The sequence below is a fragment of the Janthinobacterium sp. GW822-FHT07A03 genome (assembly GCF_058798815.1).
Genome location: NZ_JBXAKW010000006.1, coordinates 290,021 through 316,034 on the forward strand (window position 1 = coordinate 290,021; position 26,014 = coordinate 316,034).

Annotated in this window: 22 protein-coding genes and 1 riboswitch; of the genes, 8 read left to right on the plus strand and 14 right to left on the minus strand. The window is 64.4% G+C overall.

The annotated features are described in order from the left end of the window. The first annotated feature begins 49 nt into the window (after positions 1-49). From AC1RJW_RS18825 to AC1RJW_RS18840, 4 genes are all read left to right on the plus strand, one after another. On the plus strand, positions 50-1,264 hold the full coding sequence (locus tag AC1RJW_RS18825) for a hypothetical protein (protein WP_493046328.1): 1,215 nt from the start codon (positions 50-52) through the stop codon (positions 1,262-1,264). Further along, complete coding sequence (locus tag AC1RJW_RS18830) at positions 1,264-2,391, plus strand: HupE/UreJ family protein (RefSeq protein WP_493046329.1); 1,128 nt, start codon at positions 1,264-1,266, stop codon at positions 2,389-2,391. The genes AC1RJW_RS18825 and AC1RJW_RS18830 overlap by 1 nt, the downstream gene beginning before the upstream one ends. Positions 2,392-2,502: 111 nt before the next feature. Next, positions 2,503-3,354 (plus strand): aldo/keto reductase, encoded by an 852-nt coding sequence (locus tag AC1RJW_RS18835; protein WP_493046330.1) that lies wholly within the window; start codon positions 2,503-2,505, stop codon positions 3,352-3,354. A gap of 12 nt (positions 3,355-3,366) precedes the next feature. Then, positions 3,367-4,509 (plus strand): aldo/keto reductase, encoded by a 1,143-nt coding sequence (locus AC1RJW_RS18840; protein WP_493046331.1) that lies wholly within the window; start codon positions 3,367-3,369, stop codon positions 4,507-4,509. Here AC1RJW_RS18840 and AC1RJW_RS18845 read toward each other — a convergent pair. Beyond that, a complete protein-coding gene (locus tag AC1RJW_RS18845) occupies positions 4,493-5,038 on the minus strand; it encodes an RNA 2'-phosphotransferase (protein WP_493046332.1) in 546 nt (181 codons plus the stop codon). The genes AC1RJW_RS18840 and AC1RJW_RS18845 overlap by 17 nt on opposite strands. A gap of 216 nt (positions 5,039-5,254) precedes the next feature. Here AC1RJW_RS18845 and AC1RJW_RS18850 point away from each other — a divergent pair, with 216 nt between their 5' ends. Then, the gene (locus AC1RJW_RS18850) at positions 5,255-6,643 is read left to right on the plus strand and encodes a hypothetical protein (RefSeq protein WP_493046333.1); all 1,389 of its coding nucleotides are present in this window, start codon (positions 5,255-5,257) and stop codon (positions 6,641-6,643) included. Between the two features lie 33 nt (positions 6,644-6,676). Here AC1RJW_RS18850 and AC1RJW_RS18855 read toward each other — a convergent pair whose 3' ends face one another. Further along, positions 6,677-8,746 carry a TonB-dependent receptor gene (locus AC1RJW_RS18855; RefSeq protein ID WP_493046334.1) on the minus strand — a complete coding sequence of 690 codons (2,070 nt, stop codon included), beginning with the start codon at positions 8,744-8,746 and terminating at the stop codon, positions 6,677-6,679. Between the two features lie 95 nt (positions 8,747-8,841). On the opposite strand from AC1RJW_RS18855, the gene AC1RJW_RS18860 reads away from it, so the two are divergent. Continuing rightward, positions 8,842-10,068 (plus strand): response regulator, encoded by a 1,227-nt coding sequence (locus tag AC1RJW_RS18860; RefSeq protein ID WP_493046335.1) that lies wholly within the window; start codon positions 8,842-8,844, stop codon positions 10,066-10,068. On the opposite strand, the gene AC1RJW_RS18865 is transcribed toward AC1RJW_RS18860, so the two are convergent. Next, the gene (locus AC1RJW_RS18865; protein WP_493046336.1) at positions 10,050-10,427 is read right to left on the minus strand and encodes an immunity 22 family protein; all 378 of its coding nucleotides are present in this window, start codon (positions 10,425-10,427) and stop codon (positions 10,050-10,052) included. The two genes, AC1RJW_RS18860 and AC1RJW_RS18865, sit on opposite strands and share 19 nt — an antisense overlap. A gap of 1 nt (position 10,428) precedes the next feature. Then, the gene (locus tag AC1RJW_RS18870) at positions 10,429-13,122 is read right to left on the minus strand and encodes a polysaccharide deacetylase family protein (RefSeq protein ID WP_493046337.1); all 2,694 of its coding nucleotides are present in this window, start codon (positions 13,120-13,122) and stop codon (positions 10,429-10,431) included. Between the two features lie 161 nt (positions 13,123-13,283). On the opposite strand from AC1RJW_RS18870, the gene AC1RJW_RS18875 reads away from it, so the two are divergent. Next, a complete protein-coding gene (locus AC1RJW_RS18875; RefSeq protein WP_275528112.1) occupies positions 13,284-13,406 on the plus strand; it encodes a hypothetical protein in 123 nt (40 codons plus the stop codon). Positions 13,407-13,428: 22 nt separating this feature from the next. Here AC1RJW_RS18875 and AC1RJW_RS18880 read toward each other — a convergent pair whose 3' ends face one another. The 8 genes from AC1RJW_RS18880 to AC1RJW_RS18915 form a co-directional block, all read right to left on the minus strand. Further along, positions 13,429-14,487 (minus strand): ABC transporter substrate-binding protein, encoded by a 1,059-nt coding sequence (locus AC1RJW_RS18880; protein WP_493046338.1) that lies wholly within the window; start codon positions 14,485-14,487, stop codon positions 13,429-13,431. 48 nt (positions 14,488-14,535) lie between these two features. Then, positions 14,536-15,609: an ABC transporter substrate-binding protein gene (locus AC1RJW_RS18885; protein ID WP_493046339.1), complete on the minus strand. Its 1,074-nt coding sequence runs from the start codon at positions 15,607-15,609 to the stop codon at positions 14,536-14,538. A 33-nt stretch (positions 15,610-15,642) separates the two neighbouring features. Beyond that, positions 15,643-16,524 carry an ABC transporter ATP-binding protein gene (locus AC1RJW_RS18890; RefSeq protein ID WP_493046340.1) on the minus strand — a complete coding sequence of 294 codons (882 nt, stop codon included), beginning with the start codon at positions 16,522-16,524 and terminating at the stop codon, positions 15,643-15,645. Continuing rightward, entirely contained in the window at positions 16,521-17,786 is a 1,266-nt protein-coding gene (locus AC1RJW_RS18895) for an MFS transporter (protein ID WP_493046341.1), read from the minus strand. The genes AC1RJW_RS18890 and AC1RJW_RS18895 overlap by 4 nt, the downstream gene beginning before the upstream one ends. Further along, on the minus strand, positions 17,779-18,543 hold the full coding sequence (locus tag AC1RJW_RS18900; protein ID WP_493046342.1) for an ABC transporter permease: 765 nt from the start codon (positions 18,541-18,543) through the stop codon (positions 17,779-17,781). The genes AC1RJW_RS18895 and AC1RJW_RS18900 overlap by 8 nt, the downstream gene beginning before the upstream one ends. Beyond that, the gene (locus AC1RJW_RS18905) at positions 18,540-19,382 is read right to left on the minus strand and encodes an ABC transporter permease (RefSeq protein ID WP_493046343.1); all 843 of its coding nucleotides are present in this window, start codon (positions 19,380-19,382) and stop codon (positions 18,540-18,542) included. Before AC1RJW_RS18905 ends, AC1RJW_RS18900 begins: the two co-directional genes overlap by 4 nt. Positions 19,383-19,392: 10 nt before the next feature. Beyond that, positions 19,393-20,466: a PhnD/SsuA/transferrin family substrate-binding protein gene (locus AC1RJW_RS18910; protein ID WP_493046344.1), complete on the minus strand. Its 1,074-nt coding sequence runs from the start codon at positions 20,464-20,466 to the stop codon at positions 19,393-19,395. A 148-nt stretch (positions 20,467-20,614) separates the two neighbouring features. Continuing rightward, the gene (locus tag AC1RJW_RS18915; RefSeq protein WP_493046345.1) at positions 20,615-21,373 is read right to left on the minus strand and encodes a class II aldolase/adducin family protein; all 759 of its coding nucleotides are present in this window, start codon (positions 21,371-21,373) and stop codon (positions 20,615-20,617) included. Between the two features lie 228 nt (positions 21,374-21,601). Between AC1RJW_RS18915 and AC1RJW_RS18920 the strand changes: the two genes are divergently transcribed. Continuing rightward, positions 21,602-22,654 (plus strand): ABC transporter substrate-binding protein, encoded by a 1,053-nt coding sequence (locus tag AC1RJW_RS18920; protein WP_493046346.1) that lies wholly within the window; start codon positions 21,602-21,604, stop codon positions 22,652-22,654. Between the two features lie 70 nt (positions 22,655-22,724). Here AC1RJW_RS18920 and AC1RJW_RS18925 read toward each other — a convergent pair whose 3' ends face one another. Then, positions 22,725-23,228, minus strand: a complete 504-nt coding sequence (locus AC1RJW_RS18925; RefSeq protein ID WP_493046347.1) for a 6,7-dimethyl-8-ribityllumazine synthase — start codon at positions 23,226-23,228, stop codon at positions 22,725-22,727. A gap of 170 nt (positions 23,229-23,398) precedes the next feature. Beyond that, positions 23,399-23,560: riboswitch (FMN riboswitch) on the minus strand. A 74-nt stretch (positions 23,561-23,634) separates the two neighbouring features. Continuing rightward, positions 23,635-26,007, minus strand: a complete 2,373-nt coding sequence (locus AC1RJW_RS18930) for a TonB-dependent receptor (RefSeq protein WP_493046348.1) — start codon at positions 26,005-26,007, stop codon at positions 23,635-23,637. Between the last annotated feature and the right edge of the window lie 7 nt (positions 26,008-26,014).

The window sequence follows — 26,014 nt, forward strand, 5'->3', positions numbered from 1 at the left end:
CGGGGAGTCCGCTCTCCGGCGCCCGCATCAATGACTGTTGATGGCATCCATGATGAAAACACCGATTTCCCTGCTGTGCGCCTGCCTGCCCCTGCTGGCCCAGGCCGCGCCCTACACGCCGAAAGATGGCGGCGCCGTCATCGAACAGCTGCCGCGCCGCGCCGACGCCACGCAGAGCGAGCTGCGCGGCCTGCGCCAGCAATTGAATGCCACGCCGCAAGACATGACCCTGGCGGCAAGCCTGGCGCAGCGCTACATCGCCCTGGCGCGCAGCGAAACGGACCCGCGCTACCTCGGTTACGCGCAAGCGGCCTTGGCGCCCTGGTGGCGGCAGGCGGCGCCGCCCCTGCCCGTGCGCCTGCTGCGCGCCACCATCTTGCAAAGCACCCACAAGTTCGGCCTCGCCCTGCAAGACCTCGACGCCGTCATCGCGCAGCAGCCGCAAAACGGCCAGGCCTGGCTGACGCGCGCCACCGTCCTCACCGTGCAGGGCGATTACGCGCAGGCGACGGCCAGCTGCGCGCGCCTGTCGGCACTTTCCACGCAGCTGGTCACCGTCACCTGCCTTGCCAATATCGCCAGCGTCACGGGCCGCGCCGCCGCCAGCGAGCGCCTGCTGGACCTGACCCTGCAAAGGAGCGCCGGCGCGGCGCCCGAGCTGGAAAACTGGGCCGCCACCCTGCTGGCGGAAATGGCCACGCGGCGCGGAGATTCAGCGCTGGCCGAGGCGCGCTACAAGACCGCGCTGGCGCGGCAGCCGCGCGACAGCTATCTGCTGGGCGCCTACGCGGATTTCCTGCTCGACCGGCAACGCCCGCAGGACGTCGTCAAGTTACTCAAGGACCAGCAGCGTATCGACGCCCTGCTGCTGCGTTACGCGCTGGCGCTGCAGGCGTTGCCCGGCCGGCAGACGGCATTCCTGGCGGCCAAGACCGAACTGGCGGCTCGCTTCACCGCCGCCATGCAGCGGGGCGACACCGTGCACCAGCGCGAGCAAGCCCGTTTTGCCCTGTTCTTGCAGCAGGACGTGCCTGCCGCCCTGCGGCTGGCGCAGCAGAACTGGGCCATCCAGAAGGAAGTGCCCGACATGCGCATCCTGCTCGAAGCGGCCCTGGCCGCGCGCGACTACGGCGCCGCGCAACCGGTGCTGGCCTGGATCGCCGCCAGCGGCGTGGAAGACTTGGCCCTGCAGCGGCTGGCCAGGCAGCTGGGGCCGCAGGATGGGCAAAAAGTCAGTGTTACCAGGAAAGCGGGGGTACTGTGATGTGTACTGTAAAGCGCTGCCTGTTCATCCTGCTCCTGTGCGCATGGCTAAGTCCCGCGCAAGCCCACAAGCCCAGCGACAGCTATCTGAGCCTGGCCGTGCACGGCCAGCAGGTCGAGGGGCAATGGGATATCGCCCTGCGCGACCTCGATTTCGCCATCGGCCTCGATGGCAATGGCGATGGCGCCCTGACCTGGGATGAAATCCGCGCGCGCCACGCGGCGATTGCCGCCTACGCGCTGCAGCGCCTGCAGCTGGCCAGCGACCGGGGCGCCTGCCCCCTGCAAGCCATCGAGCAGCTGGTCGACAACCACACGGACGGCGCCTACAACGTGCTGCGCTTTCGCGCCGACTGCCCCGGCGCTGCGCCAGCCAGTCTCACCATCGGCTACACCCTGTTCGCCGACCTCGATCCGCAGCACAAGGGCTTGCTCAAGATCGATAGCGGCGGCGCCACGCAAACGGCCATCTTCGACCCGGACAGCCCGCGCCAGACCATCTCCCTGGCCGCGCCAGACCGCCTGGCGCAGTTCGGCGCCTACGTCAAGCACGGCATCTGGCATATCTGGATCGGCTACGACCATATTTTGTTCTTGCTGTCGCTGCTGCTGCCGGCCGTGCTGCTGCCTGGCTTGCGCGAACAGCAGCAGGGGCTGAAGGCGGCCTTCTATGACGTGCTGAAAGTCGTCACGGCCTTCACGCTGGCCCATTCCATCACATTGACCCTGGCCAGCCTGTCGCTCGTATCGCTGCCTTCGCGCTGGGTGGAGTCGGCCATCGCCGCTTCCGTGATCCTGGCCGCGCTGAACAACCTGCTGCCCCTGTTCCGCGGCAAGCGCCCCGTGGCCGCCTTCGCGTTTGGCCTGATCCACGGTTTCGGCTTTGCCAGCGTGCTGCGCGACCTGGGCTTGCCGCAGGGCTCCCTGCTGGCCAGCCTGCTGGGCTTCAACGTGGGCGTGGAGATCGGCCAGCTGGCCATCGTCGCCGCGTTTCTGCCCCTCGCCTGGCTGCTGCGCAAGACCTGGCTGTACCGGCAAGTGCTGACCGTCGGTTCGCTGGCCATCGCCCTGGTGGCGTGCGTGTGGCTGGTGGAGCGGGTGGCCGATATCAAGCTGATCAGCGCGTGATCGCATCCGATTCATTAGCACGGCTTATAAGATCATGCCGATTACAATGGCTTATCAACGGGTGGATGGTGCCTTAGAGTAGCTCCTGTCAATAACCGAAGGAGCTTTGCCATGGACCGCGTCACCCTGAACAACGGCATCAGCATGCCCGTCGCCGGCTACGGCGTCTTCCAGATTCCCGACCCGGCCGAATGCGAACGCAGCGTGATCGACGCCATCGGCGCCGGCTACCGCCTGATCGACACGGCGGCATCCTATTTGAACGAAGCGGCCGTCGGCCTGGGCATCAAGCATGGCGGCGTGGCGCGCGAAGAGCTGTTCGTCACCAGCAAGCTGTGGGTGCAGGACACGGGCTACGAGCGCACGCGCGACGCCATCGAGCAGTCGCTGCGGCGCTTGCGGCTCGACTATCTGGACCTGTTCCTGATCCACCAGCCGTTTGGCGACGTGCACGGCTCCTGGCGCGCCATGCAGGATGCGTATCGCAGCGGCAAGCTGCGCGCCATCGGCGTGAGCAATTTCCAGCCCGACCGGCTGATGGACATCATCGCCTTCAACGACATCGCGCCCGCCGTCAACCAGATCGAAGTCAACCCCTTCCACCAGCAGGCGGACAGCGTGGCCTTCATGCTCGAGCACGGCGTGCAGCCGCAAGCGTGGGCGCCGTTTGCCGAGGGCCGCAAGCAGTTGTTCACGAACGAGTTGCTGCTGGGCATCGCCGGCAAACACGGCAAGTCCGTGGGCCAAATCGTCCTGCGCTGGCTCACGCAGCGGGGCGTGGCCGTACTGGCCAAGACCGTGCGCCGCGAGCGCATGGCGGAAAACCTGGCCATCTTTGACTTCGACCTCGACGAGGGCGACATGGCCGCCATCGCCACCCTGGAAACGGGCAGCAGCAGCTTCTTTTCGCACCGCGACCCGGCCATCGTCCAATGGATGGCCGAACGCAAGCTCGCTATCTGAAAGGTTTGAACCATGACAAACGAACACGATACCTCCACGGGCCGCCGCGGTTTCCTGCTGGCGGCGGGCAGCCTGGCAGCCACGCCATTGATCAGTTTGGCGCAGGACCAGGCGGTCGCACCGGCTCCAGCAACGCTGCCGGGCCGCCGCAAGCTGGGCACCCTGGCCGTGTCCAGCCTGGGCCTGGGCGTGCAAAACATGAGCCGCAGCTACCAGACGACGATACCCAGCCGTCCCGAAATGCATAGAATTATCCGCACGGCCTACGAACGGGGCGTCACCTTGTTTGACGCGGCCGAGGCCTACGGCCCGCACGAGGTGGAGCGCATCCTCGGTGAAGGCGTGGCGCCATTCCGCAACGACATCGTCATCGCCACCAAGTTCGGCTGGAACATCGACCAGCAGACGGGCGAGCGCCGCCCCGGCACCAACAGCCGCCCCGATCACATCAAGCTGGTCGTCGACGGCATGCTGCAACGCCTGCGCACGGACCGCATCGACTTGCTGTACCAGCACCGCGTGGACCCGCAAGTGCCCATCGAAGACGTGGCCGGCGCCGTGCAGGACCTCATGCGCGAAGGCAAAGTGCTGCACTGGGGCCTGTCCGAGATGGGCGTCAATACCCTGCGGCGCGCCCATGCGGCCCTGCCCGTTTCCGCTGTGCAAAGCGAATATTCGATGCTGTGGCGCGGGCCGGAAGACGGCGTGCTGGCCCTGTGCGAAGAGCTGGGCATCGGCTTCGTGCCGTGGAGCCCGCTGGGCGTGGGCTTCCTGGCGGGCGCCATCGACGCGAAAACCCGTTTTGCCGAGGGCGACATCCGCCGGGTCGAATCGCGCTTTGCACCGGAAAACCTGCCGCACAACCTGGCGCTGGTGACATTGGCAAAAAACTGGGCGGCGCGCAAGCAGGCGACACCGGCCCGTATCGCCCTGGCCTGGCTGCTGGCCCAGCGGCCATGGATCGTGCCCATTCCCGGCACCACGCAGATGGCGCACCTGGAAGACAACCTGGGCGCGGCTGGCGTGCGTTTTACTTCAGCGGAGGTGGCGGAACTGAACCAGGCCATAGCAAGCATCCGGGTGCAAGGAGTCAGGCTGCCGGACGCCGTTCTGGCCTATTCGGGCGTGGAAGCGCCTTTCAAGGAAGCACGATGAAGACCTGCGGCACAGTGTCAGTCAGCCACACGCCATTGTCGGACACATAAAACACGTGGCCCTGCGCCTGCATGGCGGCCGCATCGACCGTCAGCACGACGGGCTTGCCGTGGCGCGCGCCCACGGCCACGGCCGTTTCGCGGCTGGACGACAAGTGCACGTGGTTGCGCGATCCGGGCAGCAAGCCGGCGGCACGGATCGCCTCGACAAAGCGGCTGGCCGTGCCGTGGTACAGCATGGCGGGCGGCGTGGCGGGCGGCAGATCGATATCGACGGCGGCCAGGGAATGCCCCTGGTTGGCGCGGATGCGCAAGCCGTCATCGCTGATGGCGTAGCGCGTCTTGCTGTCGCGCGCCACCACGTCATCCAATTGTTCGCGGGAAAGGTGGCGCCCATGCCGGGCAGCGTGCGCCAGCAGCTGGCCGATGTCGGCCCAGCCCTGGGCATCGAGCGCGAGGCCGATTTTTTCCGGAGAGTGGCGCAGGATAAGGGAAAGGAATTTACTGGTTTGTACTAAATGATCTGTCATTCAAGCTTTTGGTGATGAGCACGCACAGCCGTGCAGCATGCTTGTAGTGTAGCAGAGGCCGCACAGCCATGGCAGCGACATCACTTGCCACGGTAAAGTGCGCACACTTTACCGTCTCCTTGAAATCCATCAAGCGATATTGAATAACTGAATACACAGCCAGTCGCTGCGCGCAAGATAGCTTGATTCATTCACTTCCATTGATGTATCAAATACATGAACGATGCACAGGATCACGCTGATCTCATGAATCGAGTCGAAGGGAAACTTGCGGCCCTACGCGAATCAACCTTTCCATCCGGTCGCCTTTCTGCGTGCGAAGGGCACGATGGCCTGCCATTGTTACATATGGCCATGGCAGCGGAGCTGCTTTCCTTCATTCAAGAATCAATATCGTTGGCACATCAGCATGAAGACGAATGGGGATTTACGGCGGAAGACTTGCTTCATATCGGCGTCAACCCGCCCCGAGGCTTGCTGATTGATTGCACAAGCTTGCACATCCCCGACACCTTCAGCATGGAAGAGAATATCCTGGCGGATTTTGGCTGGTATTACATCGAATTCGATTTTTCCCGCTCGATCTTCAAGCACATGCACATACGCTTCGATTCATACGCAAAGAGAGTGGAATTTATTCTCAATGCAACTACCATCATGGGATCTGGCGACATCAGCCTGCAGAAATCGTCAGCAACAATATATGCAACTGATTTTTCCGTCAAAAAAATTTTCAGAACCTCGGGAAGTTTTTATCTGATTGAAATAAAAAGATCAGAAATAGCCTTACTGGAAATTCATGGCGCAAGAATACGACGGGCACACATCATCAATTGCAATATATCCGATGGAATACAGATACGCAGAGTAACCATTCTGGAAGATATTTCATTTCGCGAATCCAGAATAAAATTAATTGCCACATTCGACGATTGCAAATTTGAGTTACCGCCAGACTTTCATGATGTTTCGGCACCCAGCGAAACGACTTTTTTACACACTGAGTATGGCTTGGCCAAGGATAAAAAACGGTCTGAAGTTTTTATTACCAATAAACAGATCATGAACGACACCCCCGGCCGCTTCCGGGCTTTGCGTATCGCCATGAAAAAAGCTGGCGCCCAGCACGAAGAAGCAGAATTTTTTGCCCAGGAATTACGCTCACGGCGCCGCGCCGCCCTCTCTTCCGACTCGCATATCAAGATGGATATGGCCGAAATTGCCATATCATGGCTCTATGATCAGATTTCTGCCTTCGGCACGTCCATCTGGCGCGCCCTGCTATCCTTTATCCTATGGAACTTCGCATTCTGGTGTGTATTTTATATTTTCGAAATATTTTTTTGCAATAACAAGCAATGCTTCCTGATTAACAAAAATTTAGAAAGCAAGATTTTTTCGGAACATCCTGCATTGACCATTGCCATGCAGAACGCGCTCAATCCATTGTCCATCTTTGCCAGCAATGCGTTCATCAACGCAAATAGCATCACGCTGCTTGTCTTCTCCTTGCTTCAAAGCATAGGTTCGGTCAGCATTGCCGCCCTTCTTCTGCTCGCGATAAAAGGACGTTTTCAACGTGGCGGTGGCGGTAGCAGCGCTTGAGGATCGCTTCGCCTGCATTCTTGCGCCGGGCAATTAAAACGCATGCGACAAGGTCAAGCGCGCGGAACGCGGTTCCACCGGATGAAAGTGCCGGTCATTCACGCCGTCCGCCCCCTCGCCGGGCAGGCGTGACGCATAGTAATAATCGATATCGCTGGCGCGTTTATTCAACAGGTTGAAGACGTCGAGCGACAGCCGCGTCCTGCGGTTGAGCTGGTAAGCGAGGCGCGCATACGCCAGGGTCGTCGAGGCCGAGCGCACGCTGTTGTCCTCGATCAGGGGACGGGGGCCGAAATAGCGCAGCTGCAAGGCGCCCGACCACGGCCCCCGGTCCGTCACCGTCACGCCGAACGACGCCACCCTGTCGATCGAACCAGGAATAAAATTGCCGGCCGCATCGTTTTGCATGTAGCGCGAGCGCGAGGCGGCCAGGTCCAGGTCGAACAGCAGCCACGGCGCGGCAACATAATGGTTGTTCCACTCGATGCCGTGGCGGCGGCTGGCACGGCTGGGCTGCGTTTCGCCCGCGTCGCCCACGAACAGCAGTTCCGACGCGAGATCGAGCCGCCACAGGGCCAGCGAGCTTTGCAGGCCCGGCAGCCATTCCGTGCGCGCGCCCAGTTCCATGCCCTTGCTCGGCACGAGGGGCGTCACGGGCGCGGAAGGCGTGCCATCGGGCAAGCGCGTCTGCGTCGTGCCCCGCGCATCGTTGCTATGGAAACCCTTGCCGTAGTTCACAAAAAACTCCGTCTTGCTCCACGGCCCCAGGATCAAGGACAGTTTCGGCGACACCACGTGGTCGCTCGCCGCGCCGCTGTTGCCGGCTATGCTGCTGGCCACATTGAAACGGTAGGCGTCGTAGCGTACTCCCGCCACGGAACGCAGCCACGGCAGCCACTGGGTCGTGTTTTCGCCGTACAGGCCGACGCTGGCCTCGCGCACCCGGTCTTCGCGCACCGTGGCTTGCCGCACTCTGTCCACCGTGCTGTACAGGCCCACGGGCGACAGGCGGTCATAACGGGCCTGCATGCCCAGCTTGTTGCGCAGGGAAAGACCGAACAGCTGCGTATTCCAGCTTTCGCTGGTGTTGACACCGGCCACCGTGCGCCGCTCGCTTTGCTGGAACTGGTCGCCGGCGGCCGGATTTGCCAGGAAGTAGGTGAAATCGCTGTTGAGTTCCAGCTGCGAGCGGATCAGATAGGCATCGAACTCGAACAGGCGGTTTTCCGTGCGCCGGCGCATCGCATACGACAGGCTGGCGCGCGACGTGTCGCCCCCGTCGCTGGGCGCCAGCGAGCCGAAACGGCCGATCTGCCCGGACGCCACGGCCCGCAGCGGCACCTGGTCGGTGGCGTTCCAGCTGTTCTTGTAGGCCATGGCCGTCACGCTGAAGCCGTCATCCTGCGTGCCCTGGCTGTAGCGCAGCACGCCGCTGACCTTGCGCACGCGCTCCGGCACGTCCCAGGGGCCATTGTTGCGGTTCACCTCCAGGCCGTACAGCAGGGTGCCTGGTCCTGCATCAAGGGAATCGGCCACGACGGCGCGCACATAGCCGTGCTGGCCCACGGACACGCTGGCCTGGCCTTGCGGCAATTTGTCGGCCAGGCGGATGCGCGCCGCGCCCGCCGAGGCGAAATCGCCTTCGCCGGCGAAATACGGCCCCTTCTTGTAATCGATGCGCTGCACCAGTTCGGGAATGAGGAAATTGAGGTCGGAATAGCCTTGCCCATGCACATGCGTGCGCATGTTGACGGGCATGCCGTCCACATAGGTGGCGAAATCCGTGCCATGGTCTAGGTTAAAGCCGCGCAGGAAATACTGGTTGGCCTTGCCGTCGCCGCTGTGCTGAGTGACGATCAGGCCCGGCACGAATTCCAGCAATTCGCCCGTACGCAAGGCGGGCCGGTTGACGATCAGCTCATTGGTGATGACGCCCTGGCTGGCCGCGTCCGAGGTGCCGACGGCGTTGTCGTAATGGCCCGTCACGCGCACGGTGCGCGACGCATCGGTGGACGATGCGGCCTCCGGCGCAGCCGCCTTGCCGGCGCCGGCCAGCAGCAACAAGGCACAAGCTGCCATCTGTTTGCGTTTTATCAATTGCATCGCGCCTCCCCTTTTTATGATGTCAGTACAGGCTCCTACGGGATATATACGCGGCAGGCCGGCTGCCTGGATTCAGTCTTTTTCAAGGAGCGACCGTGGACCTGAGCGACAGCAGCGGCAAGGCGACAAAAACCGCCACGGCGGCCGTGCGCAAGCGCGACGTGCTGCCCTACATCCTGCTGTTCATTCTGCTGGCGGGCTTGCTGGCCGTGCTGGCGGGCGCCCTGCTGCCGCCCTACTACCACGCCGTGCCGGCCCTGCTGTGGAGCCTGGGGTTTTGCGTCAGCGGCATGCTGCTGGGATTCCTGTTCGGCATACCGCGCACCCTGCCTTCGGGCACCGTCAACATGGCGCCGCCCGACGAGCGGACCAATGGCAAGAGCCGTCCCACGGACGAAGCGCCCCCGGCAGGCGCCGATGCGGCGGCCGGCAACCCCAGCAATACCCTGTTCCTGGGCACGCCGACACCCATGGAAATCAATTCGAATCTGGTGGAAGTGTCGGACTGGCTGACGAAAATCATCGTGGGCGTGGGCTTGATCGAGCTCAAAAGCCTGCCCGGCAGTGCGCGCAGCATGGCCGCCTTCATAGCGCCCAGCCTGGCTACCGATACGGCCACGGCCATGGCTGTGGTGGGCGGCATCATGCTGTTCTTTTCCGTGCACGGCTTTTTAATCGGCTATTTGCTCACGCGCATTTACCTGTCCATCATGATCAAGCGGGCCGACAGCCTCGTCAAGAACGAGTCCGTGCGGCTGGAAAGCGGCAAGGAAATCGAAGTGACGGAACTGAGCCGCTTGCAGCAAAAGTCGCTCGACGACATGCAGGAAGCCGTCACGCAGCTGCTGCTGGCCCATCCGCCCGATGGCGGCGCCGCCGTCACGGCCCTGGCCGGCGTGCCGACGGCGCAAAAGCCGTCCAGCCTCGTTCTGTGGCTGGACGACCATCCGCGCAACAATACCTTGCTGGTGGAACAGCTGGAACGGGAAAACATCAAGGTGGACCAGGCTGTATCGACGCGGCAGGCGCTGGCCATGCTGCAACAGAAGCACTACGCGCTGTTCATCACGGACATGGCCAGGGTGGAAAACGGCCGCCGCGTCAAGGATGCGGGCGTGCGCACGGTGCGCGAAGTACGCCAGACCTTGCCCGAACTGCCCATCGTCGTGTATTGCAGCAAGGATACGGTCGCCAGTTACGGCACGGAAGCGCAGGCGGCCGGCGCCCGTTTCATCACCACTTCGGGCACCAGCCTGCTGGCCAGCGTCAACAAGCTATTGCATGAAGGCCGCGGGGATGGCGGTCAATCCTTCGTATCGTAACGATAACTGCCCACGTGGTGCAGCGAGCTGCGCTGCGGATGCGCCAGTTGATTCGGCGCAAACACGCACACGGCCGTATCGGCCAGCAAGTCCTGGGCGTCCGCGCACGCCTGCGCCAGCCAGCTGCCGGCATACGACACGCCGTCGAGCAGCTCTGCCAGCGGCGCGGGCGAGGCCAGCAGCGCGCTCTCGATGCAGGCTGGCTCATATTGCGTCAGGCCCGTTTCCAGGAAGAATGGCGACGGCACGGCATCGCCATCTTCCGTGTACGCGGGCGCCAGGTAGGCCTGCAACGCTTCCCAGCTGGCAAAGCGGCCGCTGCAGGCGAAGACGTGGACCATGGGCAAGTTGGACGTCAACTTACAGCTTTTCCATCTTTTGCCGCACGGCCGGCGCCGTCGAGGCCGTCGGCGCCAGTTCCAGATAGGTTTTATAGGCCGCTTTCGCCCTGGCCGCATCGCCGGCCTTGGCATACGCGTCGCCCAAGTTCAGGTAGGCGATGGCGCGCGACGGGTCCATCTTGACCGTGTTTTCAAACCAGCGAGCCGCTTCGCGGTATTTTTCCTGCTTGTAGAAGACAAAGCCCAGGTTGTTGGCCGCCAGCGCGAAATCGGGACGCAATTTCAGCGCTTCCGTAAATTGCGCTTCCGCCTGCGCGTACTGTTTCTCCTTGTACAGCTGCAAGCCGCGGTCGTTGGCCCGCTGCGCCAGCTGGCGCGTGGAGGTCGGCACGGCGCCGGGCGTGACGATCTTCTGTTCGCCGCCCTGCAAATCCTTCACCGTCACGCTGGCCGTTTGCGGCTTGGCGTCGAGCTTGCTGTTCAGGGCAATGGCTTCCGTCGACAGCTGGGTCGTGTTCGGGCTGAGGAATTCCGTCTCGCCCGGCAATTCGAAGACGAAATCGCCTCCTTCCGAACCAGGCAGGCTGCCGAACGCGGGCGTCTGGTTCGACACGCTGGACACGGCGGGCGCTACATACGCCGCCAGTTCCGTGGCCGTGATCAATCCGTCGCCGTTCAGGTCGCCCTTGCCCGCCAGGCCCTGCAGCAGGGTCCACGTAAACACGGAATGACCGTTCGGTCCGCCGTCGGCCACCAGCTGGTCGCCGCCGCCGGCCGTCAGCATTTGCCGGCCGATGCGCTTGGCGTTGTCGCGCAGGAAAGAGCTGGAACCGGCGCCGCGGGTAAGGCCCAGGCCGCTGTAGCAGGCATCCATGACGAAGAACGCATGCTTGGCCGTCAGGCTTTCCGCGATATTCTGGATTTCCGTCATCGGAATCGCATCCGTGGCGAACTGCGCCGGGTCGGAGTCAAACGGCACGATGTAGCCGAGGTCGCGCCCGGAACTGAGCTTGCGCGTGGCCCCGTGGCCGGCGAAGAAGACGAAGATGCGGTCATTCTTTTGCACGCCGCCATGCGCCAGCTTGTCGTGGAAAGCGGCCAGGATATTGTTGCGCGTCGCTTCGCCATTCTTCAAAGTCACGACGCGTTCAGGCGCAAACGCGAATTTTTCGATCAGGGTTTCGCGGATGCCTTGCGCGTCGCGCACCGCATACTGCAGCTTCGGCCATTTCGCATAATCGTCGATGCCGATCACGACGGCCCAGGAATTGGCGTAGCCGGTGGTGACGGGCACTTTTTCGGGCGCGGGCGCCGTGCTTTTCGCCACCTGGAAGCTGGTGCCATCCCAGCCCGCGAATTGATAGCCTTCCGCGATCAGCTTGTCGAGCACGGCCGGCAAGGCTTTCACCGTGCGTTCATGGATGTCGTGGAACAGGACGATGCCGCGCCCCGCCTTGTCGACGGACGCCAGCACCCGGTTCGTGATCGAGCTGGGCACGGGATCGGCCCAGTCCAGCGAATCGATATTCCACATCACGGATTTCAAATGGGCATCGGCCAGCGCGGCCATGCCTTCGCTGTTGCGCGCGCCATACGGAAAGCGGAACAGCGCGGCCCGCTCGGGGCTGATGGCCTTCAATAAAGTGTCGGTGCCGAGGATTTCGCCTTTCAGCTTGTCGCCCGTCTGTTTCGACAGCTGTGCGTGGCTGAAACTATGGTTGCCCACGGCATAGCCTTCCTGCATCAGCTTGCGGCTCACTTCCGCGCCCGCGCCCAGCTTGGCGTGGCCTTCCGCGTCCAGGCTGCCCAGGTTGCGGCCCACGTTGAAGAACACGGCCGGCACACCATACTGTTTCAGAATGGCGCTGATTTCTTCCGTGTAGCGGCGGTGCGGGCCGTCGTCGAAGGTCAGCACGATGGTTTTCTTCGGCAAGCCGAGGCCGAAGATTTCCGCCTCATCCTTCTTGGGCACGGGCTTGGCTTCCGGCACGGAGCCGGCCGGCGGCACCGTGTACGGCACGACGATGCCATTTTCCTTCAGAATCTGCTCGCGGCTGTACAGTTTTTTCAGCTGCGCCACATAATCGTCCCACCGTTCGCGCCTGAGTTCGATGGCGCGCTGGCCCAGGTTGCCGAAGATTTGCCGGATTTCCTTCTCGTAATTGCGCTCGATCTCGCCCAGCGCGTCGAGGTCTTCGGAAATGCGCTTGTGCAGCTTGATCGCCGGCAGGGACGAATCCTTGGCCACGTCGGCCAGCATGCTTTGCAGCAGCTCGCGGAAAGCCAGGCGGTCCGCGTCGTACAGGCCCGGGTCGGATTCGATATACGTCAATAAACTGTCGAGCGCCTCGAAGCGGCCCGGGTTGGTGGACGCCGTCAATTGATCCAGCGCAAGATCGAGCTTGGCGATGCGTTCCTGGTTTTCATGGAACAGGGCCTGGCCCACTTTCCGGGCTTCGTCGCGCGCCCCTTCCGGCAAGCTTTGCTCGTCGGCCAGCAGCACGATGATCTTGCGGAAATTACCCAGCAAATCGCGGAACTGGCTGGCCACGGCGGCCGTATCGACGCCGGAATGCGGCGCGGCGGCCGGGGTGCCCGAGGCCGGGGCGCCCGGCGTGGCGGTGGCGGCCGGTCGGGTATAGCTATAAATGCCGGCCCCAGCGGCGAGAGCCACGACAACGGTGGCGGCGATCTTGATCGGCTTGGAAGTCACAGGCTTGTCATTCCCTTCACATACTATGCATACAATTCAGATGGCGCGGATGCGCAAGATGCATAATTGTAGAGCACGCTTGGCAAAATGCTCATCCCGCACGCTGAATTTGAGCAATAATACGGCCGCAAACTCACAATGAAGTGAAAACAGGAACGACGATGCACAAGAAACTTTGCGCCGCAGCACTGATGCTGGGCATGGCACTGATGTTGCTGCAACTGCGCGCGCATGCGGGCGATGGCGTACTCAAGCTGGTAGGACGCGTGTGCCTGCCGCACTGAGCCACGCGCCCCACTTCCAGCATCACACCTTGGCCGGTTCCCAGTAATTGGCCAGGCCCAGCTTTTTCAAGCCGGCCGCCACGAAACGCGGTTCCAGCAGCTCTTCCGCCGTCAACGGCTGGCGGATCAGCTTTTGTTCCTGCGCAAACGCCAGTACCCGGCGGTAATGGCGGTACACGGCGTCGTCGTACAGGGGCGACCAGCGCTCCTTCCACTGCAGGCCCGGATCGTCGTAGCTGCGCCGCACCACGCTGTCGGGCGTGCCGTTGCGCGTGCCATCCTTGATGATCGCTTCGCGGTTGCCATCGAGCGCCGCCCAATGCTGGGCCCGCAGCCAGGCCGTGGCCACCAGTTCCGCGATGGCGGGATGGGCTTGCGTAAAATCGCGCCGCGCCCACAGTTCCACCCGCATTTTTCTCTCTGGCAAGCCCTTGCTGGACCAGATGATGCGGCCGATGCCCTTGTCTTCCAGCGGATAGCCATTGATCATGAACAAGGCGTCGACGGCGCCCGTGGCCAGGGCGGCCGTGCCCGGCTTCAAATCCATATTAATCAGACGAAAATCCGTGGGCGACATGCGCTGGTCGGCGATCAGCTGGCGCAAGCCCAGTTCCCACGGCCGGCCCCGGTGCACGCTGATGCGCTTGCCTTTCAGGTCGGCCAGGGACGTGGCGCGCGAACCGGTGGGCACCAGCAGGAACTGGTCCGTGCCCCGCCCCGCCGGCACGATCACCTGCGTGCGCACGCCGCCCGCGTTGAGTATGACGGACGGCAAGTCGCCATACGCGGCCATGTCGATGCGCCCGCTGGCGAACGCCTCGTTCATGGTCGCGCCCGTGTCGCCCGTGACGGGCAGCCATTCCAGCCGCACGCCGCGCAGCTTGAGTTCGCGGGCCAGCCAGCCTTCCTGCTGCACGCGGTAGGCGATGCCGCCCAGTTCCGCCTTGCCGTTTTCCGCAAAGCCCGTCGAGGCGATGCGCAGGGCCGCCGGCGGCGCCCCCGCCGTTTTCGCCGCAGCCGAGGCCGCCTTTCCCGCCAGGGGCAGCAAGGCCAGCCCGCCCATCACCGTGCGTCGCCGCATCGCATTCTCCTCATCATCGAACATGGCCACCGTTGACGTGCTTCCCGCTCAGGCCGCGCGGCGCGTCTGCGCCAACGCCGCGTCGAAAGGACGGGGATCGATCCAGGCGCGCACGTCGACCTTGCTGGGCAGAAAGTTCCAGCGGAACAAAAAGTCGCTGAAATCCTGCAAGCCGGCGACCGACGTTTCCGCCAGGTCCGTGTCCAGGCGCAGGTGGGCATCCTTGCCGTAGGCCACTTGCACCCAGTGCTCGCTGGCGTTCGATTCGCGCGCCAGGAAGCGCCGCGTCTCGTCCGCGTGACCGCGCGCCCACGCTTCGGCCCGCAGCACCTGCTGCACCAGGGTCACGACGGAAGGGAAATGGTGGTCGAGCAAGTGCGCATCGACGCTCAGGGTGCGCGGCGTGCCGTTGTTGGCGCGGATCAACGGTTCCGGGTGGCTGCCCGTGTCGATCACCGTGTGCAAGCCGAACTGCTGGGCCAGCTGGGCGGCCGAAGCACCTTTCAGGAAGATGGCATCCACCTCGCGCCGCAGCAAGCCCAGCAGCTCAGGGCTTTGCCCGCCGCGCCGCGCGCCGCTGAACAGATTCGTTGCCGCGCCCCGCTCCGGCGCCGTTTCGCTCTGGCCCGCCTGGATCACATAATCGACCAGTTCCACGTCGGCAACCGTCAAGCCTTCCAGGCTGAGCGCGTTTTCCAGCCCGCGCAAGGCTTGCGCGCGCGCAAAGTCGATCTGCGCCCTGACCCACAGGGGCAAGCCGAAGCGCCGGCCCTTCAAGTCGCGCACCGTCTGAATGCCGCTGTCGGGCAGGGTCAATATCAGCTGCGTCTCGTCCGACCACGACAGGCCGATCACGCGCGTGTCGCGTCCCGCCGCGCGCGCCCACAGGGCGGGAATATTGCCGCCGTGGCGCACGGAATTTTGCAAGGTATGGTCGAAATGCGATTCGCGCACGGCTTCCTGCTCCGATTCGCGCAAGGAGCGCAAACTGGTGCCGTCGGCGCGCAAGGCTTCTTCCAGCCAGCCCTGCTGCAGGGCGATCCCCAAGCCCGTGGGGACGGGGCAGCGCGTGTACCACAGGGTGTCGAGTGCTTGGTTTGCTGCCTGACTTTCATTGCTCATGCTGTCTCTCCAGGTTGATCGAAATCAAAAAAACTACAGCGCCATCCTGCGCGCCCATTCATTGCCATCCCACAGGCTGCTGGGATCCACTTCCTGCGCCACGGGCGCGTGCGTGTCGTCGAGGTCGCTGAAATCCCCATGCAAGCCGTCGCGGATGGCAACGAAGCCCGGCGAACCGCGCTGGCGCGGGTGGGCCAGCGGCACGTCCTGCACCCGGCGCACCTTGCCGGGACGGGCATCGAGCACGACGATGCGGTCGGCCAGGTAGACGGCCTCATCGATGTCATGCGTGACCATCACCATGGTGATGCCCTCGTCCTGCCACAGGCGGCGCAATTCCTGCTGCAAACGCAAGCGGGTCAGCGCGTCGAGCGCACCGAGCGGCTCGTCCAGCAGCAGCACGTCGGGCCGCCCGACCAGGGCACGGGCAATCGCCGCCCGTTGCGACATGCCGCCCGATAACTGATGCGGATAGGCATCCGCATAGCCGTCGAGGCCCACGCGCGCGATTTCCGCCGCCACGCGCGCGTCGCGCTCGGCCTGCGGCACACGGGTATTGCTGAAGGCCACGGCCACGTTCTGCTGCACCGTCAGCCACGGAAACAGGCGGTGGTCCTGGAACACGAGGCCCCGGCGCAAGTCCGTGCCACGGATCGGCACGCCATCGTGCAGAAGCAAGCCCGTGTACTCCGTATCGAGACCCGCCAGCAGGCGCAGCAGGGTTGATTTTCCGCAACCGGACGCGCCCACGATGGCGACGAATTCGCCGGGGGCGATGGTCAGCGAAATATCGTCGAGCACAGGCAGCGGCGCACCTTTCAGCGCAAACGACTTGCTCACGTGCTGCACTTGCAAGCCGCCGTTCAGGTGCTGCCGCTGCGGCAGCAAGGTCGATGGAGAAACAAAATCATTCATGGCGCACTCTCTGCAGTGGGGGCGAGGGAAGGAATGGCGGCGGGCGGCGCCCGGCGCAGCCAGCAGCTGCCGTGGAAAACCAGCCAGGCGGCCAGCCAGGGAAACAGCCAGATCAGAAATACATTGCGCAAGCCCGTCACGTCGGCCAGATGGCCGGCCGCCAGCGCGCCAGCCGTGCCGCCCACCATGCCGAACAGGGTCAGATGGGCGGAAACGCGGGCCTTGTCGACGGGTGCGCGGGCGATATTGTCCGTATTGACGAGGTTATTCACGCCCAGTCCCAGCCCCAGCAGCACGGATGCGCCCAGGTAGGCGATGCTGTTCGGCCACAGTCCGAGGATCAGCAAGGCCGCCATGATGGCCAGGTGGGCGCCGCCATACAGTTGCTCGCGGTGCCGGCTGGCCAGCACGAAACGCCCCAGGAACAGCAGCACCAGCACGCAGCTGAGTCCCTGCACGGCCATCAGCCAGACGGAGTGGTGCGCAGGCCAGTGCAGCACGCGGATGGCCAGCAGGATGGAAAACACGCCCACGCTGGATGCCGTGAAGCTGGCAAGGATTTCGAACAGGTAAGTCACGCGCACGATAGGCAGGCGCAGCAGTTCGCGCAGGCTGGCCGCACCGGGCAGCGCCCCCTGTCCCGCCTGCTTGCGGGGTGCCGTATTGTCAGGCAACACTTGCCAGCCCAGCACCGCCAGGATGGCGAACATCATGGCCGAAATCAAAAAGCCCGCCTTCAAGCCCAGCTGCGCGATCAGGTAATTGCCGCAGAGGGGCCCCAGGAACTGCATGCCGAGGATTAATGTGCCCTTGTACCAGCCCGCCTTGCCCTGCCCCAGTTCCGGCAGGCGCACGAGAAACACCGTGCTCATGGCCACGATGCGCAGCGAGATGCACAGTCCCACGAGAAACATCAGCAGGGCCACCCATTGCCAGCCGGGCAGCCACGGCAGCACGCAAAAGGCCAGCGCCAGGCTCAGGCTCACGCCCGCGTACAGATGCTTCGGATTGCCGCGCGACAAGATATAGCCGGCAGGAATGGTGCCCAGCGCCATGGCCAGGGTTTCCGCGCTGCTGATCGCGGCCAGCTGGAAATTGCTCACGTGCAAATGCAAGCCCAGCAAGGTGGCCAGCACCTTGTTCATGCCGATGGTCACGCCCGACAGCAAGGTCAGGCCGATAAAGCGCAGCAGGAAGGCGCGCAGCTCCCCTTCGCGGGCACTGACGGCCGCGTCTGGCTGGAATGGCAGGGATTTACTCACTGCTGCGCCCCTTCACCAGCAAACGCGCCAGACGCGCAAACGCCACGTTCATCGCTTGCGCCAGCAAGGCGATCACGAGCACGGCCAGCAGGACGACGTCCATGCGGCCCGACACTTCGCCATTGAGCAGCAAGGAACCCATGCCGGGACCGGCCGCAAACAGCAGTTCGCCGCCCAGGCACGCGAGCCAGGCGAACGCCAGCGCATGCGTGACACCGGTGACGATGGCCGGCATGGCGCCTGGCAACAGAATCTGGCGCAAGGTCTGCCAGCGCGTCAGGGTCAGCACCTGCCCCACTTCGCGCAAGCGCCCCTCTACCTGGCGCATGCCCGCATACGTGTTGAGCACGGCAGGATAAAAGGCGGCGATGGCGATCACCAGCAACTTGGCGCCGTCGCCATTGCCCACCCACAAGCCCAGCAAGGGGATCAGCCCCAGCAGGGGTACCTGGCGGATGCTGTGGAACAGCGGGCCGATCAGGCGGTCCGCCAGCGGCGACTGCGCCATCAGCGCGCCCGTGACGATGCCGGCGCTGCCGCCCAGCAACAGTCCGGCCAGCGTGCGTCCCAGGCTGGCGCGCAGATGCACCCACAGTTCGCCCGTCACGACCAGGTCGCGCAGGCTGTGCGCCAGATCGCCCAGCGAGACGAAGATGTAGGCGGCGGCAGCGCCCTGGCCAGATGCCCATTGCCAGGCGCCCAGCAAGGCCAGGGGCAGCAGCGCGCCCTTGAAGATCACACTCAAACGTTGCTTCATGCGTTCTCTCCACTGCGCTTCCAGCGCATCAATCTTGCCTCCAGCGCATGGCAGGCCCGGTCCAGGCCAAAGCCGATCACGCCCGTCAGCACCACGCCCACCATCACCACGTCGAGGCGGAACATTTGCCGGCCCATTTCCATCATCTGGCCCAGGCCGCTGTCGGCAGCCAGCAATTCCGCCCCCACCAGCACCATCCACGAGCGCGACAGGGCGATGCGCATGCCCGTCAGCGCGGCCGGCACGATGGCGGGCAAGACGATCAGGCGGATGCGCTGCCAGCGCGAGAAGCAATACACTTGCGCTACCTCAAAGTAACGCTGCGACAGGTTGCGGATGGCGTCATGCACGGCCAGCGCCACGATGAAGAAGCTGGCCTTGGCCACGATAAACACCTTGAAACTCTCGCCTATGCCGAACAGCAAGATAAACAAAGGGATCAGGGCCACGGTCGGCAGCTGGCGCAGGATATTGAACGTGGGGTCGACATAGCTGCGCAAGCCAGGCGACAGGCCCAGCACGACGCCGAAGGCCAGGCCCGCGCTGGCGCCCAGGCCGAAACCGGCCAGCAGGCGGAACAGGCTGATGCCCAGGTGCTGGCCCAATTCTCCGCTGTCGGCCAGGTCCGCCGCCGTCAGCAATACTTGCCAGGGCGACATCAGGATGTGCGCGGGCATCCATTCGAAGGTGGTGGCGGCCGTCCACAGCAGCAGCAAGGCCAGCGGCGAAGTCCACACGGACCAGCGCGAGCGCACAAAGCGCTGCAGCCACGGGCCATGCGCGGCACGCGCCGGCGCGGGAGCGCGCGGCAAGGCGATGGCGTTGACGAGAGTATTCATGCGCGCTCCGTCATGGCGACCAGTAGGTTTGCAGCTTCAGCTGCGCCAGCGCCTGGTTGACGAACTGGGGCGCGAACAGGCTGTCGACTTGCAGAGGCCGCCCGATCAGCCCCGCGCTCTTCGCATACGCCGCCTCGCCCACGTAATGCTGGCGCAGGCTGGCCGTAAACAGGGGCGACCAGCGCGCCTGCCACGGCGTATGGTCGCCCGCCAGTTCGCGCCGCACCACGCTTTCCACCTGGCCCGCGGACGCCTCCGTGCGCACGTATTCGTCTTCGCCACCGGCGCCGGCGGCCCGGTGGTGCTCGCGCACATACGCCGTCACCACCAGCTGGGCCAGTTGCGGCCAGCGCTGCAGGAAGCCGCTGTCGGCCCACAGTTCGGCGCGCATCTTCCAGTCCTGCGGCGGCGCCTTGCTGGACCAGATGATCTTGCCCACCTTTTTATCTTCCAGCAAAAAGGCGTCGCTGAGGGTGAAGAAGGCGTCGGCGCCGCCCGTCGCCACGGCCGCCGCGCCCGCCTGCGGGTTCAGGTTGAGGATCTTGACGTCGCGCAAGGTCATGCCATTCGCTTCCAGCAGGCGCGCGAACGGGTATTCCCATGGCCGCCCCCGGTGCAGGGCGATCTTCTTGCCCTTCAAATCCTTGATGGACTTCGCCGTGGAGCCGTTCGGCACGACCAGGTAGGTGTTGCTGAAGCTGCCGCCAGGCAAAATCAGCCGCGTCTGCAGGCCCGAGGCATTGGCGATAATCGATGGCAGGTCGCCATACTGGGCCAGGTCGATCGAGTGGTTGGCAAACGCCTCGTTGACCTGCGTCGCCACGGAATTGGTGGTGACGGGCACCCATTCCAGCTTCACGCCCAGCTTGCCCAGTTCGGCCGCCAGCCAGCCTTGCGTGGCCACCTGGGCGGCCGAACCGGCAAACACGGTCTTGCCGGACGGTGCCGTGCGCGCCACGACGGCGATGCGCACGGCGGCCGGCAGCGGCTCGGCCGCCGCCGCGATGGCTGGCGCCAGCAGGCTGGCCGCCAGGGCGACGGCGACGACTTTGCGCCAGCGCAAACGTAAGAATTTCAATGACATCTGGGGCCTGTTCTTAATTAAATATTTTTTACACAACGACACCTGACAAAACCGTCGCGAGCGGCAGCGATTTGTGGCCGAGAAGCGCAGCTGTGCACAGGCACAGCGAGCATCACAGGCCGCAAGGCGCGACGCGCAGCAGGTTTGGTCAGGTGTTGACCAGGTCGGTGGCAGGCAGGAGCGACAAGGCGCGCGCCGTGTCGATCAGCTTGCTCATCTTCCATTGCTGCAGCAGTACGCCCGGGCCGAAGTCGCGCGAGCCGCCGATGGCTTCGGCCGCGATCTGGATTTTTGCGCCCTCTTCCAGCAGCAGGATGAATTCGGCCAGCTTCAGCAAGCCCTGCTTGCCCCACACGGTGGCCCCGCCATTCGCTTCCAGGATGGCCGTGGCATGCGTATTGCGGGCGATTTCGCCGAGGATGAAATCGACTTCCGGCTGGCGGCGGTCGATATAGATGGGGATTTCGCGCACCAGCTGGTAGCGCTGCACGGGCACGTAGCGGATCGGCAGGGTGCGGTGCGTCTGCGCCCACGCGCCCAGCGATGGCGAATGCACGTGCGAGATCGACGTGACCTCGGGCCGCTCGCGGAACAGCTTTAAATAGCGTGCGCCGCCGTTGTTGGCGTCGCCGAGCAGCACCGTGCCGTCCAGCGCCAGCACGGCCGCCTTCAGGGGCTGGCTGCGGCGGAACGGGCCGGGATCGTTGACCACCACCACCTTGTCGCCGCCGGGCGTGCGTTCGACAAAGCCCACCGTGCCGTTGGCCGTCAGACTGCCCGTCTCGCGCAAGCCGTCGAAGGCGGTCTGCGCATCGCGCCGCACCTGCTCCACGAAGGCCAGTTCGGCCGCCGTCAACTCCTGGGTTTGTACTTGCTCTGCTGCTTGTGCTTGTGCCACGTCCGTCATGTCATGCTCCATTCGGTAAAGAGGTTGAGACCGGGTTTCGTCTACCGTCTACTTTCGCAAGACGCGTGCCAGCGCCGGGGCCGCAGAAATGGTGGAAGGCTGCTGCCTGCGCAACAGCGGCTGCTGGCGCCGCAGCAGCGTTGTGCGCAGCGGCTGTCGGCAAGCCAGCAAGCGGCGCGGGCACGTTTCCTGCACGGTTACAGGCTCCACCCACCACGAAAGAATCCCATGACTACCGCAACCGCCCCCGCCGTCGATACCGTCTGGTTCACCCGCTGCCCCGTGCCCACGGCCACGGGCCTGGCCTACAAGCTTGGCTGGCTGGACGAGGAATTCGCCCGCGACGGCATCGCCTTGAAGACGCTGCAGGAAGTGGGCGGCGAGCTGGCGCGCCACCACTACGACCATGGCCTGTCCACGCTCGTGCGCGAAGGCGGCAACCTGCTGGCCCTGCCCGCGCGCGCACAAGGGGCGCCCACGCGCCTGATCGGCCTGACCTGGATCGATGAATGGCAAGCCATCCTCGTGCGCCCCGGTTCCGGCATCGCCACGCCCGCGCAGCTGCAGGGCAAGCGCCTGGCGCTGCCCGCCTTCCGCGCCGAAGACTTGCGCGAGAACCGGCGCGGGCGCAGCATCGCGCGCGGCATGAGCCTGGCCGGCTACAAGGGCGTGCTGGCGTCGGCCGGCCTCACGCTCGACGATGTGCAGCTGGTGGAAGTGGGGGGCGACGCCCAGGCATCGGCCAATCTGGGCGCGGGCCTGTGGCAAGGCATAGGCCCGCTCTTGCGCGGCGAAGTCGACGCCGTCTACGTGAAAGGCGCGGCGGCGGCCGAGGCGGCGCGTGCGGCGGGGCTGGAAGTGGGCATCGACATCGACGCCCTGCCCGACCGGCGCTTCCGCGTCAACAACGGCACGCCGCGCCCGATCACCGTGCATGCAACCATGCTGGAACAGCATTTCGAGCTGGTCGTGCGCTTTTTGACGCAGACCTTGCGCGCCGCGCACTGGGCGCGCAGCCACAAAGAAGATGTGCTGGCCATCCTGCAGGGCGAGACGCGGGCCGGCGCCGACGCCGTGGCCGAAGCCTACCGCGACGGTTTTCACCTGACGTTGGCGCCCGACCTGTCCGACGACAAGGTGGCGCTGTTCCGCCAGCAGAAGGATTTTCAATTGCAGCACGGTTTTCTCGACCGCGACGTCGATATCGACAGCTGGATCGACCGCCGGCCATTGGAAGAGGCGCAGCGCAGGCTCGACGCGCTGCTGCGGCAGGCGGCATAAGGAAATGGGGCCAGCACATGGCAACATGTGCTGGCCCCACGGGCACTATCGATTCACGGCAGGCCGGCTGCTAGGCTGCCAGCACCGCCTGCGGCGCGCTGGCCGGTTGCGCCAGCCGCTGCAGCGAATGGATGGTGGCGGCGCAGGCCGTCGCCAGTTCCACGCCCTTGACCTTGAAGTGCTGGAAGTAGAATTCCTGGTGCTCGTGGCCCGCATGGAAGTGGTGCGGGGTCAGCACGGCCGACAGCACGGGCACGCCCGTCGCCAGCTGTACCTGCATCATGCCGGAAATGACGGCATCGGCGACGAAATCATGGCGGTAGATGCCGCCGTCCACCACCAGGGCGGAAGCGGCAATCGCCGCGTACCGGCCGCTGTTGGCCAGCACTTGCGCATGCAGGGGGATTTCAAAGGCGCCGGCGACGTCGATGACGTCGATATCGCTCTCGGCGAAGCCCAGCGCGGCCATTTCCGCGATAAACGACAGCCTGCATTGCGCGACGATGTCGCGGTGCCAGCCCGCCTGGATGAAGGCGATGCGCTTGCCTGGTGCTGCGTGTGATGCTTGTGACATATAAAAGACTCCTGTTTTCAAGAATGATAAAAACAGGGCATCGGATCGAAGGGGATATGACGGGCGCATGAAAGCCACGCCCAACTGCGCATGCAGGCACGCGCGCAGACGCACCGACGGCCAGGCCGTCCATGCGCCGGGCGGATGCCGGCGTCGACACAATGATGCCATCCCGCTCTCTCTTTATCCGGACTATACCGTCGGCCCCGGAATCACACCAGGTCTGCTGACCTTGCCGTCATGGCCCGAAGACCGTGCCGGCAAGCGCTCGCGGGCTAGGCACGCATGCCATTACCGCCGGTGGGGAATCGCACCCCGCCCTGAGAACGTTGCATGGCCAGCGCAGCGGATGCGGCAGCCATGCCCGACGACTATAGCATATCGCCCCTGCCTCTGCCCTGCGCGGTCAGAACTGCAGCGTGTACGACGCGCCCACCGTGCGGCCCTGGCCGATGATCACCGTGTCGCCGTTGACGGCGCCGGGCACGAAGCTGGTCAAGGTGTGGTTGCGGTAGACCTTGTCGGCCAGGTTGTTCGCATACGCCGTGATGCGCTGCTTGCCGCCCGGGAGCACGTACGACAGGCGGGCGTTGGCCAGCGCGAAGCCGCCCTGGTTCAGCAGGTCGCGCGCGGCATTTTGCGGGTCGACATAGTAGTACTGCTTCGACGTGTAGCGCACGTCGCCGCTGAAGACCAGCTGCGCGCCGTTGCCCAGCGGGTAGCGGTAGTCGGCCGCCAGCAGGGCCGTCACATGGGGCGAGCGCACGAATTCGTTGCCGGAGCGGTCGCCGCCATTGTTCTGGATGGCGAAATCGTCGAATTCCGTGCGCAGCAGGCCCAGGTTGGCATTGACGTGCAGGTTGTCCGTCGGCTGCGCCTCGATCTCGAATTCCGCGCCGTTGACATGGGCCTTGCGCACGTTCTGCAGGTAATTGACGCTTTGCGTGGGGTCGCCGTTGTACACGCCCGTGATATTCACCTGCACGTTCTTGTAATCATAGTGGAAAACGTTGGCGTTGAAGTTCAGGCGCCCGTCCAGCCATTCCGACTTGATGCCCGCCTCGAACGAGTTCAGGGTTTCCGGCTTGACCGTGTTCAATGCCCGCACGTCCGTGGCGCTGGTGTTGTAGCCGCCCGACTTGATGCCGTGCGCGTATTTCAGGTAGCCGCGCAGGGTGCGGCTGAAGCGGTATTCGGGCGTCACGTCGTAGGTCAGCGCGTTCCAGGTGGTCGACGGGTTCGACGTGAAGTTATTGTTGGCCACGGAGGCGGCCGTGTAATTGCCGCCCTGGACCGTGTTCCACCAGTTGGCCGCGTCGCCGAACGTCACTGTGTTCGATGCGGCCTGCACGCGCCGCAAATCGAGGTCCTTGGTTTCCGTGGTCCAGCGCAGGCCGAAGGTGGACAGCAGCTGCTCGCTGAAGTTGACGGTCGTGCTGCCGAAGATGGCCGCGCTGCGCGCCTTGTGCTGGTAGATGGTGCGGTTGTAGCCGACGGGCTGCGTGCTGCCCGCCAGCGCCGGCACCGTGCCGTTGGGCAGGCGCGCGCCGGCCGAATCGGCATCGATCTTTTCATTGAAGTAGAACAGACCCGCCACCCAGCTCACGGCGCCGTTCTGCGGCGACGTCAATCGCAGCTCCTGCGACACTTGCCGGCTGCTGGCCTTGGAACGGCTGCGGCCCACTTCCAGCGGCGTGTTGTCGCTGTCGCCCGTCGCTTCGTTCCTGAAATTTTCATAGCCCGTGATGGAAGTGAGGGTCAGTTCGCCCAGCGCATATTCGAGGTTCAGCTGGGCGCCGCCCTGTTGCACGTCGCTGTCGGCCGGCGCATTCGTGCTGACATCGTCGGGATTGGTACTGGGGATGTAGCCGTTGCGGTAGACGCCATTCGCGCCGTAGCTGGCCACGGTGGTGGTGGCGCCCTTGGTCGTGTAGTCGCGGTAATGCAGGCTCAGGTTCGCCGTCAGGTCGCGCCCGATCAGTGCCTTGAGCTGGCCGCGGATGGCGCTGTCCTTGAGTTTTCCATCGCGTTCGCCCGTAAACTGGTTGCGGAAGCGGCCCTTGTCCTGCTGCTCCGTATGGAAGGACAGCCGCCCCGCCAGCACTTCGTCGACCAGCGCGCCGCCGATGGCGCCTTCGGCAACGGTGGTGTCGTAGCTGCCGTAGTCGAGCTTGGCGTAGCCGCTGGACTTGAACGAGGGTTTGCGCGAGATCACGTTGATGGCGCCGCCCGTCGTGTTCTTGCCCCACAGGGTGCCTTGCGGGCCGCGCAGCACCTCCACCCGGTCCAGGTCGAACAGGGGAAAGCCCGTGGCGCTGGAATTGCTGATGTAGACGTCGTCGAGGTAGAAGCCGACGGGATTCGGAAAGTCCACCTGCTGCTGGCCCGCGCCCACGCCGCGTATCCACCAGCGCGGACGGCCGTGCTGCTGCGTGCCGGCCGAGGCATTCGGCACGTAATTGAGGATTTCGCTGGCCGAGCGGCCGATGCCCGTGTCGAGCAGCTCCTTGCCGCCTAACACCGTGATCGCGCTGGGCACCTTCTGTGCCGATTCCTCGCGCTTTTGCGCCGTCACCGTCACCGATTGCAGCGAGGCGCCCTCGCCGGCGCCATTCGCGTCAGCCGCGGCAATGACATCGGCGCCAGGCGTTTCCGCATGGGCCAGACCTGGGGCGAGCATCAGGCCGCCGATGGCGAAGGCCGAGCGCAGCGCGCGGCGCACTGGCGTCAGGTGGAAAGGAAATGGGGAAGAGTCGGCAGGGGCAGTCGAACGGCGCATGGGTGAT

Coding starts and splice junctions, on each gene's coding strand:
- AC1RJW_RS18845 (WP_493046332.1), bottom strand. CDS start 5,038: ATGACAGATCATTTAGTACAAACCAGTAAATTCCTTTCCCTTATCCTG.
- AC1RJW_RS18825 (WP_493046328.1), top strand. CDS start 50: ATGATGAAAACACCGATTTCCCTGCTGTGCGCCTGCCTGCCCCTGCTG.
- AC1RJW_RS18925 (WP_493046347.1), bottom strand. CDS start 23,228: ATGTCACAAGCATCACACGCAGCACCAGGCAAGCGCATCGCCTTCATC.
- AC1RJW_RS18840 (WP_493046331.1), top strand. CDS start 3,367: ATGACAAACGAACACGATACCTCCACGGGCCGCCGCGGTTTCCTGCTG.
- AC1RJW_RS18880 (WP_493046338.1), bottom strand. CDS start 14,487: ATGCGGCGACGCACGGTGATGGGCGGGCTGGCCTTGCTGCCCCTGGCG.
- AC1RJW_RS18890 (WP_493046340.1), bottom strand. CDS start 16,524: ATGAATGATTTTGTTTCTCCATCGACCTTGCTGCCGCAGCGGCAGCAC.
- AC1RJW_RS18900 (WP_493046342.1), bottom strand. CDS start 18,543: ATGAAGCAACGTTTGAGTGTGATCTTCAAGGGCGCGCTGCTGCCCCTG.
- AC1RJW_RS18910 (WP_493046344.1), bottom strand. CDS start 20,466: ATGTCATTGAAATTCTTACGTTTGCGCTGGCGCAAAGTCGTCGCCGTC.
- AC1RJW_RS18885 (WP_493046339.1), bottom strand. CDS start 15,609: ATGAGCAATGAAAGTCAGGCAGCAAACCAAGCACTCGACACCCTGTGG.
- AC1RJW_RS18920 (WP_493046346.1), top strand. CDS start 21,602: ATGACTACCGCAACCGCCCCCGCCGTCGATACCGTCTGGTTCACCCGC.
- AC1RJW_RS18855 (WP_493046334.1), bottom strand. CDS start 8,746: ATGCAATTGATAAAACGCAAACAGATGGCAGCTTGTGCCTTGTTGCTG.
- AC1RJW_RS18835 (WP_493046330.1), top strand. CDS start 2,503: ATGGACCGCGTCACCCTGAACAACGGCATCAGCATGCCCGTCGCCGGC.
- AC1RJW_RS18875 (WP_275528112.1), top strand. CDS start 13,284: ATGCACAAGAAACTTTGCGCCGCAGCACTGATGCTGGGCATGGCACTG.
- AC1RJW_RS18930 (WP_493046348.1), bottom strand. CDS start 26,007: ATGCGCCGTTCGACTGCCCCTGCCGACTCTTCCCCATTTCCTTTCCAC.
- AC1RJW_RS18905 (WP_493046343.1), bottom strand. CDS start 19,382: ATGAATACTCTCGTCAACGCCATCGCCTTGCCGCGCGCTCCCGCGCCG.
- AC1RJW_RS18830 (WP_493046329.1), top strand. CDS start 1,264: ATGTGTACTGTAAAGCGCTGCCTGTTCATCCTGCTCCTGTGCGCATGG.
- AC1RJW_RS18850 (WP_493046333.1), top strand. CDS start 5,255: ATGAACGATGCACAGGATCACGCTGATCTCATGAATCGAGTCGAAGGG.
- AC1RJW_RS18915 (WP_493046345.1), bottom strand. CDS start 21,373: ATGACGGACGTGGCACAAGCACAAGCAGCAGAGCAAGTACAAACCCAG.